12 protein-coding genes are annotated in these 13,853 nt (G+C 66.9%); 4 read left to right on the forward strand and 8 right to left on the reverse strand.

What is annotated here, in order from left to right; genetic code table 11:
• Window positions 1–3 precede the first annotated feature (3 nt).
• Window positions 4–1,326 (forward strand): murein transglycosylase A, encoded by a 1,323-nt coding sequence (locus tag SALA_RS10270; RefSeq protein WP_011542304.1) that lies wholly within the window; start codon window positions 4–6, stop codon window positions 1,324–1,326.
• 7 nt (window positions 1,327–1,333) lie between these two features.
• On the forward strand, window positions 1,334–1,912 hold the full coding sequence (locus SALA_RS10275; RefSeq protein WP_041383252.1) for a Smr/MutS family protein: 579 nt from the start codon (window positions 1,334–1,336) through the stop codon (window positions 1,910–1,912).
• On the opposite strand, the gene dapE is transcribed toward SALA_RS10275, so the two are convergent.
• Window positions 1,909–3,042, reverse strand: coding sequence for a succinyl-diaminopimelate desuccinylase (dapE, locus tag SALA_RS10280; RefSeq protein WP_011542306.1), 1,134 nt, complete (start codon window positions 3,040–3,042; stop codon window positions 1,909–1,911). The genes SALA_RS10275 and dapE overlap by 4 nt on opposite strands.
• Window positions 3,043–3,138: 96 nt before the next feature.
• Here dapE and SALA_RS10285 point away from each other — a divergent pair, with 96 nt between their 5' ends.
• Window positions 3,139–3,606: a cupin domain-containing protein gene (locus SALA_RS10285; protein ID WP_011542307.1), complete on the forward strand. Its 468-nt coding sequence runs from the start codon at window positions 3,139–3,141 to the stop codon at window positions 3,604–3,606.
• Between the two features lie 168 nt (window positions 3,607–3,774).
• Here the strand turns inward: SALA_RS10285 and SALA_RS10290 are convergent, their stop codons facing one another.
• From SALA_RS10290 to hisG, 7 genes are all read right to left on the reverse strand, one after another.
• A complete protein-coding gene (locus tag SALA_RS10290) occupies window positions 3,775–5,061 on the reverse strand; it encodes a cytochrome P450 (protein ID WP_011542308.1) in 1,287 nt (428 codons plus the stop codon).
• A gap of 40 nt (window positions 5,062–5,101) precedes the next feature.
• Entirely contained in the window at window positions 5,102–6,697 is a 1,596-nt protein-coding gene (locus SALA_RS10295) for a helicase HerA-like domain-containing protein (protein ID WP_407635749.1), read from the reverse strand.
• A gap of 142 nt (window positions 6,698–6,839) precedes the next feature.
• On the reverse strand, window positions 6,840–8,954 hold the full coding sequence (locus SALA_RS10300) for a sodium-translocating pyrophosphatase (protein WP_011542310.1): 2,115 nt from the start codon (window positions 8,952–8,954) through the stop codon (window positions 6,840–6,842).
• Window positions 8,955–9,189: 235 nt separating this feature from the next.
• Window positions 9,190–10,119: a thiamine-phosphate kinase gene (gene thiL / locus SALA_RS10305; RefSeq protein WP_041383253.1), complete on the reverse strand. Its 930-nt coding sequence runs from the start codon at window positions 10,117–10,119 to the stop codon at window positions 9,190–9,192.
• Between the two features lie 183 nt (window positions 10,120–10,302).
• Complete coding sequence (gene nusB, locus SALA_RS10310) at window positions 10,303–10,752, reverse strand: transcription antitermination factor NusB (protein ID WP_011542312.1); 450 nt, start codon at window positions 10,750–10,752, stop codon at window positions 10,303–10,305.
• Between the two features lie 7 nt (window positions 10,753–10,759).
• The gene (gene hisD, locus SALA_RS10315) at window positions 10,760–12,052 is read right to left on the reverse strand and encodes a histidinol dehydrogenase (RefSeq protein ID WP_011542313.1); all 1,293 of its coding nucleotides are present in this window, start codon (window positions 12,050–12,052) and stop codon (window positions 10,760–10,762) included.
• Window positions 12,039–12,695 (reverse strand): ATP phosphoribosyltransferase, encoded by a 657-nt coding sequence (gene hisG / locus SALA_RS10320; protein ID WP_041384030.1) that lies wholly within the window; start codon window positions 12,693–12,695, stop codon window positions 12,039–12,041. The genes hisD and hisG overlap by 14 nt, the downstream gene beginning before the upstream one ends.
• Before the next feature lie 38 nt (window positions 12,696–12,733).
• Between hisG and SALA_RS10325 the strand changes: the two genes are divergently transcribed.
• Window positions 12,734–13,813: a DUF2332 domain-containing protein gene (locus tag SALA_RS10325; RefSeq protein WP_011542315.1), complete on the forward strand. Its 1,080-nt coding sequence runs from the start codon at window positions 12,734–12,736 to the stop codon at window positions 13,811–13,813.
• Window positions 13,814–13,853: the final 40 nt, after the last annotated feature.

Raw genomic sequence — 13,853 nt, forward strand, 5'->3', positions numbered from 1 at the left:
GCCATGATCCGGCTTGCGGGGGCGCCACGCGCGCGTCTTTTCCGGCTCGCGCTGCTCGCCGCCTTCCCGCTCCTCTCGGGCTGCGTGTCGGTCATTCCCGGAGCGGGCGACACCGGTCGCCCGGCGGTGTCGGCGCCCGCCCCGTCGCCGGGTCAGCCTCGCCCCTATATTCCGCGTCCGTCCGAACGCGTCGGCGTGGCGGTCCAGCCGATCACCGCCACTCCGCGCGCACCGCTTGCCGCCCCCGCCGTTCCCGCCGACGCGGCCACAGCGACAGCCAGCGGTGTGATCGCCGGCCCCGACTTTGCATCGCTCGGTATCTCCACCGAACAGGCCGCGGCGGCGCTCGCCGCCTTTCGCATCAGCTGCCCCGCAATCCAGCGCCGCACCGACGCGAGCGGCCTGACGCAGACCGCCGACTGGACAGAAAGCTGCGCCGCTGCGGCCGGCTGGGCCGACGGCGACGCTTCAGCTTTCTTTGCGCGCTATTTCGGCACGGTGCAGATCGGCACTGGCGTGGCCTTCGTCACCGGCTATTACGAGCCCGAAATCGCCGCCTCGCGCACCAAACGGCCGGGATATGACGTTCCCATCTATCGCCGTCCCGCCGATCTGATCGAAGTCGATCTCGGCCAGTTCGCCGACGATCTGAAGGGCCGCAAGATCCGCGGCCGCGTCGATGGCTCCAGTTTCGTGCGCTATCACGACCGCACCGCGATCGAATCGGGCGCGCTCGAAGGGCGCGGTCTCGAACTGGCCTGGGCTGCCGACGCCGCCGAATTTTTCTTCCTTCAGGTACAGGGGTCGGGCCGCCTCCGCCTCCCCGACGGCGGCATCATGCGCATCGGATATGACGGCCAGAACGGCCGCGGCTATGTCGGCATCGGCAAGTTGCTGCTCGACCGCGGCGAACTGGAGCGCGGGCAGGCATCGATGCAGGGCATTCTCGATTATCTGCGCGCCGATCCGGCGCGCGGCGCCGCGGTGATGAACGAGAACCCCAGCTGGGTCTTTTTCCGCGAACTCAACGGCCCCGGCCCCCTCGGCGCGCTCGGCGTGCCCGTCACGGCCCGCGTCAGCGTCGCCGCCGATCCCAAATATGTGCCGCTCGGCGCCCCCGTCTTCCTCTCGCTCGATCGCGCCGAACCGAACGGCCTCTGGATTGCGCAGGACACCGGCGGCGCGATCAAGGGGGCCAACCGCTTCGACAGCTTCTGGGGCGCGGGCGAAGAGGCGCGCGCGATCGCCGGCGGCATGGCGGCGCGCGGATCGGCGCTGCTGCTGCTGCCGCGCGCCAGCATCGCACGCCTGCTTCCCGAAGGCTGACCGGACGATGCCGCGGCGCCTCGCTCCCGAAGAAAGCGCGCTGTGGAAGAAGGTGGCGGCGACGGTGACGCCGCTACCGAACGCGCCCTCGCCGCTCGCTCCCGCCGCGCCGCCGACCATCGCGCCGCCGAGGTCCACGCCGCGCGACACCGCCCCGCGTGCGGCTGCCATCCCGCACGGCCCGGCTCCGCTCCCCCCAGCACGCCGCACACACAGCGCCGCAACGCTCGACGGCCATTGGGATCGCCGCCTGCGCAAGGGGCTCGTCCGTCCCGACATGAGCATCGACCTGCACGGCCACACGCTCGCTTCGGCGCAGACACAGCTCGACGACGCGATTGGCCGCGCGCTGCACCGCGGCGCGCGCGTGCTGCTCGTCGTCGCCGGGCGTCTCCGCCCCGGTGCTGACCGTCTGCCACAGACGCATGGCGCTCCGCGCCCGCGCGGCGCGATTCGCGCGGCGCTCCCCGACTGGCTCGCCGTCTCGCCCCACGCCGATCGGATTGTCGCGCTGCGCCCCGCGCATATCAGCCACGGCGGCGCGGGCGCGGTCTATGTGATCCTCCGGCGCAGCCGCGAGGATTAGAGGAAAACGCGCATTAAGATCCCGCGATAGATTGCGGTCAGCCTGTGCAGGTCCTCGATCGCCACCGCTTCGTCGAGCTTGTGCATCGTTGCGTTGGTCAGCCCGAACTCCACGACCGGACACAGCGCGTGCAGGAAGCGCGCGTCGGAGGTGCCGCCCGTCGTCGACATTTCGGCGCAGATGTCGGTCTCGGCATGGATCGCCTCGGCGACCAGTTCGGACAATTCGCCCGGCGGCGTCAGAAAGGCCTCGCCCGAAATCTTGCCCAGCACCCTGGCCGCGGGTTCGACCTCGTGCGCGATGCGCTCGATCATCGCCACCAGCTCGGCGCCCCGGTGCTGGTCGTTGAAGCGGATCGACAGCCGCGCGCGCGCCGACGCCGGAATGACATTGGTCGCGCCGTTGCCGACCTCGATGTCGGTGAACTCGATATTCGACGGCTGGAACCAGTCGCTGCCTTCGTCCAGCACCACCGCGTCGATCGCCGCCAATATCTTCACCAGCTTGGGGATCGGATTGTCGGCCAGGTGGGGGTAAGCGACATGCCCCTGCGTCCCCGGCACGTCGATCCAGATATTGACCGATCCGCGCCGCCCGATCTTCACCATGTCACCCAGCCGGTTCACCGAGGTCGGCTCGCCGACGACGATCATGTCGGGCGTCACGCGGCGCGCGTCCATATGCTCCATCAGCGCGCGGGTGCCAAAGATTGCCGGGCCTTCCTCGTCGCCGGTGATGATCAGGCTGATCGTCCCGGCATCGACCGGGGTGGCGGCGGCCGCGGCGACAAAGGCGGCGATTGCCCCTTTCATGTCGACCGCGCCGCGCCCGTAAAGCAGTTCGCCGCGTATTTCGGGCGCGAAGGCATCGCTTGTCCAGCCAACCCCCGGCGGCACGACGTCGAGATGCCCCGCAAAGCCAAAATGCTTTGGCCCGCTGCCGCGTCGTACCGCGAGCAGGTTTTCAACCGGCCCGTCGGGTTCGATCCCGTCGATAAACCGCTCGACCGTGAACCCGAGCGGCGTGAGCGCCGCCTCGAGTACGTCGAACACCGCCCCTGTTGCCGGGGTGACGGAGGGGACGGCGATCAGCGCCTTGGCTAGCTCGATGGGGTCGATATTGCGGGTCATCCCTGCCCTTTACGCCTTCGCACGACGCGAAGTCGAGGCTTTGCATCGCGCGCCGATTGTGCGAAACAAAGGAAGAACAGAAAGCAGGACTGCATCATGCCCAAACTAGACCTCGACGCCATCCCGCAGACCAACCTCACCGGCTATCCCGCTCCCTATGACGCTCCTGTGCAGGGCCGCTGGTACCGCCGCCTCGCGCCGCCCACCGGCCTCAGCGACTTCGCCGCTAGCCATGTCGTGCTCAAGCCCGGCGCCTGGTCTTCGCAACGCCACTGGCACGACGGCGAGGATGAGATGCTGGTGATGATTTCGGGCGAGGCGGTGCTGGTCGAGGACGACGGCCGGCACATCATGCGCGCGGGCGACATCGCCGTGTGGCCCAAGGGCAGTACCAACGGCCATCATCTCATCAATGAATCCGATACCGACTGCGTCTTCGTTGCGCTCGGCGGCGGCAAGAAATATGATACCGGCGGCGGCTATTCGGACATCGACATGATCTTCACGCCCGACGGCTATTTCCACAAGGACGGTACCCCCTATCCGTCCAAGCGGATTCCGTGAGCGGGGTTTAGCGTGGGCGTGATGTCAGACCGCACCCCCTCTCCGTTTGTGTCGAGCGAAGTCGAGACACCCCTCAGGCTGGAGCAGTTCTGAGGGGCATCTCGACTTCGCTCGATGCGAACGGCCTCTAGCGGACGGAACCCGTCCGACCAGTATCCAGAACCGGCGCTACGCCGCTTCAAACCGGATCGGCAGCCGCTTCAGCCCGCCGACGAACACCGATTCGACGCGCGCGGGCTCGCCCGCCAGCTCCAGGCTGGTCAGCCGCGGCAGTAACTCCTCCATCAAAATCCGCATCTCCAGCCGCGCCAGATGCTGCCCCAGGCAGACATGCGCGCCGAAACCAAAGGCGATCTGCGGGTTCTTCGCGCGGTCAGGATCGAACATGAACGGATCGACAAAGACCCCCTCGTCGCGGTTTGCGGAAACATAATTCAGCATCAGCCAGTCGCCTTCGCGGATCGTCTGCCCGCCCATTTCGACATCTTGCCGGGCACTGCGCATGAAATGCTGCACCGGCGTCGTCCAGCGGATCGCTTCCTCGATCAGCCCCGCCTTGTCGCTCTCCGCATCGCGAAACCGCTGAAACAGCGTGGGATTGCGGGCCAGTTCCATGATCGCCCCGGCGGTGGACGCGCTCGTCGTGTCGTGGCCCGCGGTCGCGATGATCATATAATAGCCGGCGAGTTCGCGGTCGGGAATCTGCTCGCCATCGACCATGGCATTGGCGATCACCGTCGCAATATCCTCGCGCGGGTTGGCGCGGCGGTCGGCGGTCAGCGCCCCGAAATACGCCTCGAAGTCCGCGATGACATAATGCAGCATCGCGATCGCCTGTTCGGAACTGGTGATTGCTTCACGGCTGCGGTTGAGTTCGGGATCGGTCGGTCCGAACAATTGCTGCGTCAGCATCAGCATCCGCGGTTCGTCCTCGGGCGGCACGCCCAATATATCCATGATGACGCGCAGCGGATAATGCGCCGCCACATCGCGCGCGAAATCGCATGATCCCCCTGCCTCCAGCATGTGCTCAACGGTGTCGCGCGCGATCTGCCGAATCCGGTCCTCGATCGTCTTCAGATTCCTGGGCATGAACCAGCTCTGCGTCAGCAGTCGGTATTTCATATGATCGGGCGCATCCATCTGGACGAGCGAGCGAACCAGATGGCCATCGCCCCCCGGCGTCGCCGCGCGCGCCAGCGCCTCCCCCGCGCGGTCGGTCAGCACCGTCGGCCGGATGCCGTTGGCAAAGCGTTGCGGATCGCGGCTGATCGCCATGACGTCGGCATGGCGCGTGACGAGCCAGAAAGGATCGTGGTTCGGATTCTCCGCAACCGCCAGCGGCATGTTCGCCCGCGCCCAGGCAAGCTGTTCATGAAGCGGCTTCCACGCCCCATAGGCGGCGGGATTGACGACCGCGGCGGCGACCTCTCCGGGCAATATAGGTTTTGTCATGCAACCAAAACTGCCGCGAATCGGTCGCGGAGTCGACGGCCTATTTGAACAGGCTTCCCAAAATCCCGCGCATCAGCTGACCGCCCAGTCGGCCCGCAACCTGGCGCCCGAGACTCGTCGCCGCCGAACGCGCCGCCGACTGCACCATCTTTTCGGCCATGCTCGGTTTCGCTGCCTCGCGTGCCGCCGCTTTTTCCAGCCGGATGCGCTCGCGCTCCTCGGCCGCCTTGCGCTTCGCCTCTTCCTTCGCCGCGATCGCGGCCGCCTTGTCGGCCTCCTCCTGCGCCTTCGCCTCGATCGCGGCCGCCTGCGCCTGCTCGGCCTTGACGGCGAGCAGTTCCTCGGCGCTTTCGCGGTCGACCGCCGTGTCATATTTGCCCTCGACCGGCGAGATCGACCGGATGATCGCGCGTTCCTTGGCATCGAGCGGCCCCGCGCGCGAGCAAGGCGGCTTGATCAATGTGCGCTCGACCGGCGACGGGGCGCCATCGGGCATCAGCAGCGACACCAGCGCCTCGCCAACGCGCAGCTCGGTGATCTCACGCGCCACATCGATCTTCGGATTGGGGCGAAAGGTGTCCGCGGCGGCCTTCACCGCCTTCTGATCACGCGGGGTAAAGGCGCGCAGCGCGTGCTGGACGCGATTGCCCAGCTGACCCGCGACCGCCTCGGGAATGTCGATCGGGTTTTGCGTGACGAAATAGACGCCGACCCCTTTCGAGCGGATCAGGCGCACGACCTGTTCAATCTTGTCGGTGAGCGCGGGCGGGGCATCGTCGAACAGCAGATGCGCCTCGTCGAAGAAGAAAACCAGCTTCGGCTTGTCGGGATCGCCGACCTCGGGCAGCGTCTCGAACATCTCGCTCAGCAGCCAGAGGAGAAAGGTCGCATAGAGCTTGGGGCTCGCCATCAGCCTGTCGGCGGCAAGGATGTTCACATAGCCGCGGCCATTCTCGTCGGTACGGATCATGTCCTGAATGTCGAGCGCGGGTTCGCCGAAGAAATGATCGCCGCCCTGGCTTTCGAGCGTCAGCAGCTGCCGCTGGATCGCCCCGACGCTCGCCTTGGTGACATTGCCATATTTCGCTGTCAGCTCATCGGCATTTTCGGCGCACCAGACGAGCATCGCCTGCAAATCGCCCAGGTCGAGCAGCAACATATTCTGCTCGTCAGCTACCCTAAACGCAATCGCGAGCACCCCTTCCTGCGTCTCGTTGAGCCCCATCAGCCGCGCAAGCAGCAGCGGCCCCATTTCGGAGATCGTCGTGCGCACCGGATGCCCCTGTTCGCCGAACAGGTCCCAGAAGATCACGGGATTGTCGCGATAGGCCCAGTCGGTGTCACCGATTTCGGCGGCACGCTTCGAAAAGGGCTCGTGAACCCTGGCGGTCGGGCTTCCCGCCATCGCCATGCCGGCAAGGTCGCCTTTCACGTCGGCGACGAAGACCGGCACACCCACTGCCGAAAAGCCTTCGGCCAACCCCTGCAACGTCACCGTCTTGCCGGTCCCCGTTGCGCCGGCGATCAGCCCGTGCCGGTTCGCGCGCTTCAGCACCAGCGACTGCCGCGGCCCCTCGGGCGCCCCGCCGCCGCCGAGGCCGATATAGATTTCGCTCGCCGCGCTGCCTTCGCTCACTCGCCATCCTCCGCTGGATAACCCGCTGCAACGGTTAGAACGGCGTCGGCGCACAAGCAATCTGCAAACCCGCGCCATACACAAAAGGCCCCGCCGGATCGCTCCGGCGGGGCCTTTCATTGCCCGACAGGCGCGGTGCGACTTATGCCGCGCCGTGTGCCAGCGCCGCGAGGAGCAGGATCGCCACGATATTGGTGATCTTGATCATCGGGTTCACTGCCGGGCCCGCGGTATCCTTGTACGGATCGCCAACGGTATCGCCGGTGACGGCCGCCTTGTGGGCTTCGCTGCCCTTGCCGCCGTGGTTGCCGTCCTCGATATATTTCTTGGCATTGTCCCACGCGCCACCGCCCGAGGTCATCGATATGGCAACGAACAGCCCCCCGACGATCACGCCGAGCAGCAGCGCGCCGAGCGCTTCGAGCGCAGCGGCCGGACCCGCGACCCACAGGATGACGAAATAGACGACGATCGGCGCAAGCACCGGCAGCAGCGACGGAACGATCATTTCCTTGATCGCCGCCTTGGTCACCAGGTCGACCGTGCGGGCATAATCGGGGCGACTGGTGCCATCCATGATGCCCTTGTTGTTCGCGAACTGGTCGCGAACATCCTTGACCACGTCACCCGCCGCGCGGCCCACCGCGGTCATGCCCATCGCCCCGAAGAGATAGGGCAGGAGCGCACCGAGCAGCAGCCCGACGATGACATAGGGCGACGACAGCGAGAAGGTCAGCGGCGCATCGAGGCCGAGTTCCGCCGAATATTCGGTAATGTCGGCGGTGTAGGTGCCGAACAGCACCAGCGCCGCCAGACCCGCCGAACCGATGGCATAGCCTTTGGTCACCGCCTTGGTCGTGTTGCCCACGGCATCGAGCAGGTCGGTCTTCTCGCGCACGCTGTCATCGAGCCCCGCCATCTCGGCAATGCCGCCGGCATTGTCGGTGACGGGACCATAGGCGTCGAGCGCGACGACCATGCCCGCGAGCGCGAGCATCGCGGTGGCGCCAAAGGCGATGCCGATGATACCCGCGACCTGATAGGCGACAATGATGCCGACGCAGATGACGAGCGTCGGCAGCGCGGTCGATTCCAGGCTGACGGCAAGGCCCTGAATCACATTGGTGCCGTGGCCCGTTTCCGACGCCTTGGCGATGCTGCGCACCGGGCGGTAATTGGTGCCGGTATAATATTCGGTGATCCAGATGATCAGCCCGGTGATGACCAGGCCAAGCAGCGAACAATAGAAGAGCGCGCGGCCGTTGAAGCCGGTGCCCGCAATCTCCGCATTCATGTCGCCGAGCGCATATTGGGTCGCGAACCAGATCGCCGGGATCGACAGGATCGCGGTGACGAGGAAGCCCTTGTACATCGCGCCCATCACATTGGTCCCGCTGCCGAGACGCACGAAATAGGTGCCGATGATCGAGGTGATGATGCACACGCCGCCCATCAGCAGCGGCAGCGTCATCAGCGGGAGCAGCATGTCGCCCGCGCCCTTCAGCAGCAGTGCGATCAGCACCATCGTGGCGCCGACGGTGACGACATAGGTTTCGAAAAGGTCCGCGGCCATGCCGGCGCAGTCGCCGACATTGTCGCCGACATTGTCGGCGATCACCGCGGGGTTGCGCGGATCGTCCTCGGGGATCCCGGCCTCCACCTTGCCGACGAGGTCGGCGCCGACGTCGGCGGCCTTGGTGAAGATGCCGCCGCCAAGACGCGCGAAGATCGAGATGAGCGACGCGCCGAACGCCAGCGCGACGAGCGCATCGACCACGGTGCGGTCATCGCCGCCGACGGAAAAGCCGCCTGGGCCCGTGAGATACCAGAAGAAGACCGAGATCGCGAGCAGCGCGAGACCCGCCACCAGCATTCCGGTGATCGCGCCGGCGCGAAACGCCATGGTCAGGCCCGCCTGCAGCCCCGTCTGCGCTGCCGCCGCGGTGCGCACGTTCGCGCGGACCGAAATGTTCATGCCGATATAGCCGGCCACACCCGACAGCACGGCGCCGATGACGAAACCCGTCGCCGAAATCGGGCCGAGGAAGACCCCGACAAGCACGGCGACAACAACGCCGACGACGGCGATGGTGCGATACTGGCGGCCCAGATACGCCTTGGCGCCTTCCTGGATGGCGCCAGCGATTTCCTGCATCTTCTCATTACCGGCGGAGGCGCTGAGCACCTGCCGCGAGGTAATGAATCCATAGAGTACGGCCAACAGGCCGCACGCTATCGCGATCAAAACCGGATTCATGCGTGTTGCTTCCTTCCCCATGAGAAGGGCGACGCAGAAGATAGCAGTCGAGCACGTCCGACTATTGTTGCCGGTTCGCTCTCTCCCCTGATGCGACCGCCCCAAATTAGACCGGCGGGTTATGGGAAGAAAGCAAGCCAAGGGCAAGCCCGGTTATTCGGCCCATTTGCGTAACCTCGCCTCAGAACGTCATCGCGGCGAAAGGCGGGATGACGATTCGGACGGGCTCCGGTCGTCAGTGCATGAATCCGGGTCGATCGGGCACCGCAACACGCTTTGCATGGTGTGTCAGCACGATCCCCTCGCCCACCCCCGCATGGCCGATTGCGGTCACGGCAACATTCAGCCCGGCCGCAATTTCGCGGATCGCATCGGCCGCGGCGGGGACGGCCGCGAACAAGAGCTGATAATCGTCACCCGCGGTCGCTGCGGCGAGCCGCGTGTCGAGCACATCGGGCCGCACCGCCAGCAGCGCCGCCGACAGGGGGATCGCATCCATCATGATGCCCAGTTCGCACCCGCTCGCCGCCGCCATGCGCTGTGCGTCGATCAACAGTCCGTCGGATAGGTCCATCATCGCATGAACATGCGGCGCCACTGCCTGCCCAAAGGTCAGCTGCGGCTGCGGCCGGCAATAGGCGGCAAGGCAGGTCTCGTTCGGCTCGACCTGCCCCAGCCGCATCGCGAGGCCCAGACCGGCATTGCCGATCGTCCCCGTCACCCAGATCTGGTCGCCCGGCCGCGCGCCGCCGCGCGTCGGCGCGCCGCCTTCGGGCGCCCGACCGATGGCGGTGAGGCCGAAGCTGCGCGGTGTTCCCGTGGGCGCGCGCACCGTGTCGCCGCCGAGCAGGGCGACCCCGAAGCGGCGCAGCGCTCCATCGAGCCCCTCGACAAAGCCCGCGTCCCACGCCGCGTCGCCAAGGCTGTACCCGACGAGCACGCCGACCGGCGCCGCCCCCTTCGCCGCCAGGTCGGACAGGTTCACCGCAACAAGTTTCCACGCAACATCCTGCGGCCGGTCGTCGGGCAGGAAATGAACGCCCTCGACGATCATGTCGTGGGTGAGCACCAGCCCTTCCCACACCGCAGCATCGTCGGCGAGCCCGCGCGCGGCGGGATCGGTCGCGATGGCGCGCAGGCGGGCGATGAAATCGGCTTCGGTCATCGCGGAAGCGTAGGGGATAGCCATACCATATAAAAGATACCGATCCTCCCTGTCGCGCAGCGATGGGGAGGTGGCAGCGCGAAGCGCTGACGGAGGGGCTTTGGCGCCGACGTTGCCGCCCCTCCACCACCGCCCGCGGCGGCGGTCCCCCTCCCCATCGCTGCGCGACAGGGAGGATTTCAACTATTTCTTCCGCACATCCTTGCCGATCGCGTCGAGCAGGCCGTTGGCGAACCCCGCTTCGCGGCCGTCGAAAAACGCCTTCGCGACATCGACATATTCGCTGACCACCGCGCCGACCGGCACGTCGCCGCGCGCGATAAGCTCATAGGTGCCCGCGCGCAGGATCGCCTTCATGGTCCGGTCGAGCCGCTCCATCGTCCAGCCGCTCGCCAGCCGCGCAGTGATCGCCGCGTCGATCTCGTCGGCGCGCGCGAGCACGCCCTTCACGATGTCGTCGAAGAAGGGGACGTCGGCGTCGGCATATTCGGCGTCCTCGATGATCGCGCCGATGCGGTGCTGGTGAAACTCGTGGATCAACTGAGCTACCGGCGTCGCCTCCATCTCGTGCTGATAGAGCGCCTGCACGGCGGCAAGGCGGGCGGCGGAACGGGACTGGGCGCGTTTGTTCATGACATTTCTACTTCAGACGATTCTGCACGCTGAGCGCATGGGCGGGAAGCCCCTCGGCGCCCGCGAGCGCGACGGCCGCGGGACCGATGGCCGCAAGGCTCGCCTCGTCGAGCGCAAGGAAGCTGGTGCGCTTCATGAAGTCGGTAACCGACAATCCGCTCGAAAAGCGCGCGCGGCGCCCGGTGGGAAGGACGTGGTTCGGTCCCGCGACATAATCGCCGATCGCCTCGGGTGTCTGGCGACCGAGGAAGACCGATCCGGCGTGGCGCACCCTGGCGAAGAGCGCATCGGCCTCGGCCGGATCGACCGCGAGTTCGAGATGTTCGGGCGCCAGCCGGTCGCAGAGCGGGATCGCATCGGCGAGCGTCGGCACGACGATCACAACGCCATTGTCGGTCCAGCTCGCCAGCATCGTCGCCGCGGTGGCGAGCGTCGGGATGACGTCTGCGACCGCGGCTGCGACGGCATCGGCGAAATCGCCGTCGTCGGTGAACAGGATCGACTGGCTCGTCGGATCATGCTCGGCCTGGCTCAAAAGGTCGGCGGCGATGACGTGCGGCGCATTCTTGTTGTCGGCAACGATGACGATCTCGCTCGGCCCCGCTACCATGTCGATGCCGACGACGCCATACAGCTGGCGCTTCGCCTCGGCGACCCACGCATTGCCGGGGCCGGTGACGACATCGACCGGTGCGATCCGATCGGTCCCATGGGCCAGCGCGGCGATCGCCTGCGCGCCGCCGACGCGCCAGATTTCATCGACGCCGCCGATATGCGCCGCAGCCATCACGACCGGATTGACCTGGCCGTCGGGCGTCGGCGTTACCATCACGATGCGCCCCACCCCCGCGACCTTCGCGGGCAGGATGTTCATGAGCACCGACGAGGGATAGGCGGCGCGTCCGCCGGGGACATAGACCCCCGCGGCATCGACCGCGTTCCAGCGCGCACCCAGCCGCGCGCCCGTCGCATCGCGATAGTCGCGATCCTCGGGCAATTGCGCCGCATGATAGGCACCGATGCGGTCGGCAGCGAGGTTCAGCGCGTCGCGCAGGTCGGGCGCCAGCGCCTGATAGGCCGTCGCGCAATCCTTCTTCGCGATGCTCCACCCGCGCGCATCGAGGTCGAAGCGGTCGAACTTTGCGGTATAGTCGGCAAGCGCCGCGTCGCCCTCGGCCTTGACGCGCGCGATGATCGCCGCGACATCCGCCGACACGTCGGACGCACTCTCGCGCCGGTCATTGACCAGCGCGTCGAACTGAGCCGCAAAGCCGGGCGCCGAGGCGTCAAGCCGCCGCATCGCCCACCGCCTGACGGAAGCGCTCGACGAGCGCAGGCACTTCGGCCGAATTGAGTTTGAACGCAGCGCGATTGACGATCAGCCGCGCCGATACCTCGCTGATTATCTTTTGTTCGGCGAGCGCATTTTCGACCAGCGTGCGCCCCGTCGATACCAGATCGACGATGTGCGAGGCGAGCCCCAGCTTCGGGGCAATCTCCATCGCCCCATTCAGCTTGATGCACTCGGCCTGGATGCCCTGCGCCGCGAACCATCGCCGCGTCGTCGCGGGATATTTGGTCGCGACGCGGATATGGCTTTCGCCCAGCCCCGGCGGCGCGCCGCCCTCCGGCCCCGCGAGCGACAGGCGGCAATGGCCGATGCCCAGATCGACCGGCGCATACAACTCGCTGTAATCGAACTCGTCGACGACGTCCGACCCGACGATGCCGAGCTGCGCTGCACCATGCGCCACAAAGGTCGCGACGTCGAAGGCGCGGACGCGGATCAGCGAGATGTGCGACTGGTTCGTCCCGAACACCAGCGCGCGGCTCTTCTTGTCAAAGAAATCCGCCGCCGGCTCGATCCCGACGCGCGCGAGCAGCGGCAGCGCCTCGTCGAGGATGCGTCCCTTGGGGATGGCAAAGATGATCGGTTCGGGCATAAGCGTCGCGCACATAGGCGGCGAAGGGAAAAAGGGCAATGAGCGAGCGTATCCAGCCCGCCGGAATCGGCGCCACCGGGAAAGGCGCTGTGCGCGCTGCCTTCGCAAATCAAGTGGCCTATTGCCGCGCCAACGATGCCCCCATCACCGCGCGTATCGTCGCCGCGATCGCCAGCCTGCTGGACGACCCCGCGAGCAATTTTGCGCGCCGCATCGCCAACTGGCCGGGCGCGCCGCTCGCCGACGCGCTGCCGCTTCGCGCCGCGGGGGGCTTTCACGCGCTGCACCTGTCGGAGGCTGCGCATGAACTCGCCCCCATTTATGCCGACGCCGAGGACATCAACGACGCCGCGATCGTCGCAGGTGTGGTTGCACGGCATGAAGCCGCGCTGCTCCCCTGGCTCGACGGCCCGCCGCAGACCAACGAGGCGGGGCGCTCGTCAAACTTCATCGCGGCGATGCTGTGGCTCGCCGAACAGGGGTTGCCAGCGCATTTCGACTGCCTTGAAATCGGATCGAGCGCGGGCATCAATCTGATGATCGACCGTTATCATTATGACCTCGGCGGCGTGCATGTCGGGCCGCAGCCCGGCGCGATGGCCTTCACCCCCGATTGGCGCGGCAACCATCCGCCCATGCACGCAATCGCCATTGCCGGGCTCAGGGGCTGCGACGTTGCGCCGGTCGATCTCACCGACCCGGCGCAGGCGCTCCGCCTCAAAGCCTATATCTGGCCCGAACATGACGTCCGCTTCGCGCGCATGGAAGCGGCGATCGCCGCCGCGTATGTGGAAAAGCCCTGTCTCATCCGCGCCAACGCCGCCGATTTCGTCGAGGCCGAGCTGGCACGGCCACAGGCGGCGGGAACGACGCGCGTGCTGATGCACTCGATCGTCTGGCAATATGTCCCCGCCGAGCAGCAGGCGCGCGTCACCGCCGCCATGGAAGTCGCGGGCGCCCGCGCCACCGCCGACCGCCCCGTCGCATGGATCGCGCTCGAAGCGAACCGGACCGTCCACCATCACGAACTGGTCGTGCGCTACTGGCCGGGCGGCGACGTCCCCCGCAAGCTGGGCCATGCCCACGCGCACGGCGCGTGGATCGAGTGGCTGGCGTAAAGGGCCGTCGACAACCGGACTGCCGCTGACACTCCTGCCC

This window comes from Sphingopyxis alaskensis RB2256 (genome assembly GCF_000013985.1).
Lineage (GTDB): Bacteria > Pseudomonadota > Alphaproteobacteria > Sphingomonadales > Sphingomonadaceae > Sphingopyxis > Sphingopyxis alaskensis.

Coding starts and splice junctions, on each gene's coding strand:
- SALA_RS10290 (WP_011542308.1), bottom strand. CDS start 5,061: ATGACAAAACCTATATTGCCCGGAGAGGTCGCCGCCGCGGTCGTCAAT.
- SALA_RS10300 (WP_011542310.1), bottom strand. CDS start 8,954: ATGAATCCGGTTTTGATCGCGATAGCGTGCGGCCTGTTGGCCGTACTC.
- SALA_RS10275 (WP_041383252.1), top strand. CDS start 1,334: ATGCCGCGGCGCCTCGCTCCCGAAGAAAGCGCGCTGTGGAAGAAGGTG.
- SALA_RS10270 (WP_011542304.1), top strand. CDS start 4: ATGATCCGGCTTGCGGGGGCGCCACGCGCGCGTCTTTTCCGGCTCGCG.
- hisG (WP_041384030.1), bottom strand. CDS start 12,695: ATGCCCGAACCGATCATCTTTGCCATCCCCAAGGGACGCATCCTCGAC.
- SALA_RS10285 (WP_011542307.1), top strand. CDS start 3,139: ATGCCCAAACTAGACCTCGACGCCATCCCGCAGACCAACCTCACCGGC.
- nusB (WP_011542312.1), bottom strand. CDS start 10,752: ATGAACAAACGCGCCCAGTCCCGTTCCGCCGCCCGCCTTGCCGCCGTG.
- SALA_RS10325 (WP_011542315.1), top strand. CDS start 12,734: ATGAGCGAGCGTATCCAGCCCGCCGGAATCGGCGCCACCGGGAAAGGC.
- hisD (WP_011542313.1), bottom strand. CDS start 12,052: ATGCGGCGGCTTGACGCCTCGGCGCCCGGCTTTGCGGCTCAGTTCGAC.
- dapE (WP_011542306.1), bottom strand. CDS start 3,042: ATGACCCGCAATATCGACCCCATCGAGCTAGCCAAGGCGCTGATCGCC.
- thiL (WP_041383253.1), bottom strand. CDS start 10,119: ATGACCGAAGCCGATTTCATCGCCCGCCTGCGCGCCATCGCGACCGAT.